This window comes from uncultured Nostoc sp. (genome assembly GCF_964245445.1).
In the GTDB taxonomy this organism is placed as follows: Bacteria; Cyanobacteriota; Cyanobacteriia; order Cyanobacteriales; family Nostocaceae; genus Nostoc.
Genome location: NZ_CAXTNE010000477.1, coordinates 1 through 3,058 on the forward strand (window position 1 = coordinate 1; position 3,058 = coordinate 3,058).

Annotated in this window: 4 protein-coding genes; all 4 read left to right on the top strand. The window is 44.2% G+C overall.

The features are described from left to right. Positions 1 to 233 precede the first annotated feature (233 nt). The gene (gene nuoH, locus ACFE90_RS37485) at positions 234 to 1,352 is read left to right on the top strand and encodes an NADH-quinone oxidoreductase subunit NuoH (protein WP_375507290.1); all 1,119 of its coding nucleotides are present in this window, start codon (positions 234 to 236) and stop codon (positions 1,350 to 1,352) included. Between the two features lie 146 nt (positions 1,353 to 1,498). Further along, entirely contained in the window at positions 1,499 to 2,083 is a 585-nt protein-coding gene (gene ndhI, locus ACFE90_RS37490) for an NAD(P)H-quinone oxidoreductase subunit I (RefSeq protein WP_375507291.1), read from the top strand. Between the two features lie 132 nt (positions 2,084 to 2,215). Continuing rightward, positions 2,216 to 2,830, top strand: coding sequence for an NADH-quinone oxidoreductase subunit J (locus ACFE90_RS37495; RefSeq protein WP_375507292.1), 615 nt, complete (start codon positions 2,216 to 2,218; stop codon positions 2,828 to 2,830). Between the two features lie 59 nt (positions 2,831 to 2,889). After that, positions 2,890 to 3,058, top strand: a 169-nt coding sequence (locus ACFE90_RS37500; protein WP_375507293.1) for an NADH-quinone oxidoreductase subunit K, incomplete at its 3' end; no start/stop codon positions are given.

Here is a 3,058-nt window from a genome sequence, read left to right on the forward strand (position 1 = left end):
CTCCCCCTGCTTCCTCATCTCCTCAATAGCAATCTCAATGCCAACCATAAGTAGAAGTTCTCATCTCGCTTCAGAGGGCTAAAACCATCCGACGATATACTAGGCATGGGCATTAGCAACAAATCTTCAATCAAGCGTCATCTGGGCAAAAATTAAAAATGGGTGAAATTACAGGTATTAATTCAACTAATAGTTGTAATTCACTATGACTCGATGTCTTAAAGAGTGGAAACATGAACTCAGGAATTGACCTCCAAGGAACTTTTATTGAATCCCTCCGGGATTTAGGTATACCACCAGGAACAGCCAAAGCGATTTGGATGCCACTGCCAATGATACTGATGCTGATTGGGGCAACAGTAGGGGTATTAGTTGCTACTTGGCTAGAACGAAAAATTTCCGCCGCCGCACAGCAGCGAATTGGGCCAGAATACCAGGGGCCTTTTGGGTTGCTGGTACCTGTAGCGGATGGCTTGAAGTTGGTATTTAAAGAAGATATAGTACCAGCCAAATCTGACCCTTGGCTGTTTACCCTTGGGCCAATTATTGTTGTGATTCCGGTGTTTCTGTCATTCCTGATCGTCCCCTTTGGGCAGAACATCGTAATTAGCAATGTCGGCATGGGCGTATTCTTGTGGATTGCCTTGTCAAGCATTCAACCCATTGGTTTGTTAATGGCTGGCTACGCATCTAATAATAAATACTCCCTCTTAGGGGGGTTGCGAGCAGCAGCGCAATCTATTAGTTATGAAATTCCTTTGGCGTTAGCGGTGTTAGCGATCGCTATGATGTCTAACAGCCTCGACACCGTTGATATTGTCAATCAACAGTCTGGCTACGGCATTCTGGGCTGGAACATTTGGCGACAACCAATCGGTTTTTTGATCTTTTGGATAGCCGCCCTAGCTGAATGCGAACGATTACCCTTTGACTTACCTGAAGCCGAAGAAGAAATCGTCGCAGGCTATCAGACTGAATACTCAGGTATGAAATTCGGTCTTTTCTACCTGGGTTCTTACGTGAACTTGATCCTTTCTTCCCTACTAGTAGCAATTCTCTACCTGGGCGGTTGGGATTTTCCCATTCCCCTCAACCTCATCGCTGGTTGGCTGGGAGTCAGTGAACTAAATCCCGTATTGCAGATAATAACTGCTGCTTTGGGGATCACGATGACCGTGTTCAAAGCCTATTTACTAGTGTTTGTCGCCATCCTGTTGCGCTGGACAGTGCCACGTGTACGGATTGACCAACTGTTAGATTTAGGATGGAAGTTTTTGTTGCCAGTTGGCTTGGTTAATCTTCTATTAACCGCCGCCCTGAAACTAGCCTTTCCCTTCGCCTTCGGCGGGTAATGAGAGAGTTAAGAGTTAAGAGTTAGGAGTTATAAATTATGAGTTATGAGTTATGAGTTTTTAATTAACTTCTCATTCCTCACTCCTAACTCCTCACTCCTCACTCCTCACTTTTAACTTTTATCCCCTTAAAAGAGAGACAAAAAATGCTAAAGTTCCTGAAACAAGTTGGTGATTACGCCAAAGAAACGGTACAAGCTGCGCGTTACATTGGTCAGGGACTTTCTGTTACCTTTGACCACATGCGGCGGCGTCCGATTACCGTACAGTACCCTTACGAAAAACTGATTCTTGGCGAACGGTTTCGCGGTAGAATTCACTTTGAATTTGATAAATGCATCGCTTGCGAAGTCTGTGTTCGCGTTTGTCCAATTAACCTGCCTGTAGTAGATTGGGAATTCGACAAAGCCAGCAAAAAGAAAAAACTCAACCACTACAGCATTGACTTTGGAGTTTGTATCTTTTGCGGTAATTGTGTGGAATTTTGCCCGACTAACTGTCTATCCATGACAGAAGAGTATGAGCTTTCCACTTACGATCGCCATGAATTGAACTATGACAACGTAGCGCTAGGTCGTCTGCCCTACAAGGTAACAGATGATCCAATGGTTACACCACTGCGCGAACTAGTTTACCTACCCAAAGGCGTCCTCGAACCACATGGACTGCCCGCAGATGCACCGCGTGCTGGTGCGCGTCCAGAAGAACTGGTAGAACAAACAGAAAAATAAATGTAATTTGTCATTTGTCATTTGTCCATTGTCCTTTGTCCTTCGTTATTTGACCAATAACTAATGACCAATGACCAATGACTGATGACCAATGACCAATGACTAATGACCAATGACTAAGGACAAAAAACAGTGAATCTAGCAGAAGGAGTACAGTTTGTATCGCTTGGCATACTAGGCGTGATGATGATTGGGGCGGCCATTGGTGTGGTGCTGTTCTCCAACATCGTCTATTCTGCCTTTTTGCTGGGGGGTGTGTTCATCAGCATAGCGGGAATCTACCTGTTGCTAAATGCTGATTTTGTTGCAGCTGCACAAATACTGATTTACGTTGGGGCGGTTAATGTGTTGATTTTGTTTGCCATTATGTTGGTGAACAAGCGGGAGAATTTTGTAGCATTTCCCAACTCTTGGGTGCGGAAAGTACTAACGGGTATAGTCAGTGTCGGATTGTTCGGTCTTTTAAGCACCATGGTGCTGGCTACTCCTTGGGCTTACTCAGCTGCTCCAGTGGCGGGTGGCGAAAGTTCTATAGTTTTAATTGGAGAACATTTCTTCACTGACTTTCTACTGCCTTTTGAACTGGCTTCCATTTTGCTGTTGATAGCAATGGTAGGAGCAATTATTTTGGCACGCCGCGAGTATTTGCCAGACCTGTTGACACCATCCAAACTGGGGCAAACTGTTTTGACTTTGCAAGAACGCCCCAGAGAACTAGTATCAACAACTAGCGAAACAAAAGAGTAATATTTACGATTTGAGTCGTAGATAAATAGCCAGATTTTTCAGGAGGTATATTCAGATTCATGCAACTCCAGTACTTTCTATTACTAGCAGCAGCTTTATTCTGTATTGGCATCTATGGTTTAATTACCAGCCGCAACGCTGTGCGCGTGCTGATGTCAATTGAGTTACTGCTCAATGCTGTTAATCTGAATTTAATGGCATTTTCCAACTTCCTCGACTCAACATTAA

What these genes read in the sequence shown, in the direction of transcription:
- nuoH (WP_375507290.1), top strand. Translation starts at nt 234, where the DNA reads ATGAACTCAGGAATTGACCTCCAAGGAACTTTTATTGAATCCCTCCGG.
- ndhI (WP_375507291.1), top strand. Translation starts at nt 1,499, where the DNA reads ATGCTAAAGTTCCTGAAACAAGTTGGTGATTACGCCAAAGAAACGGTA.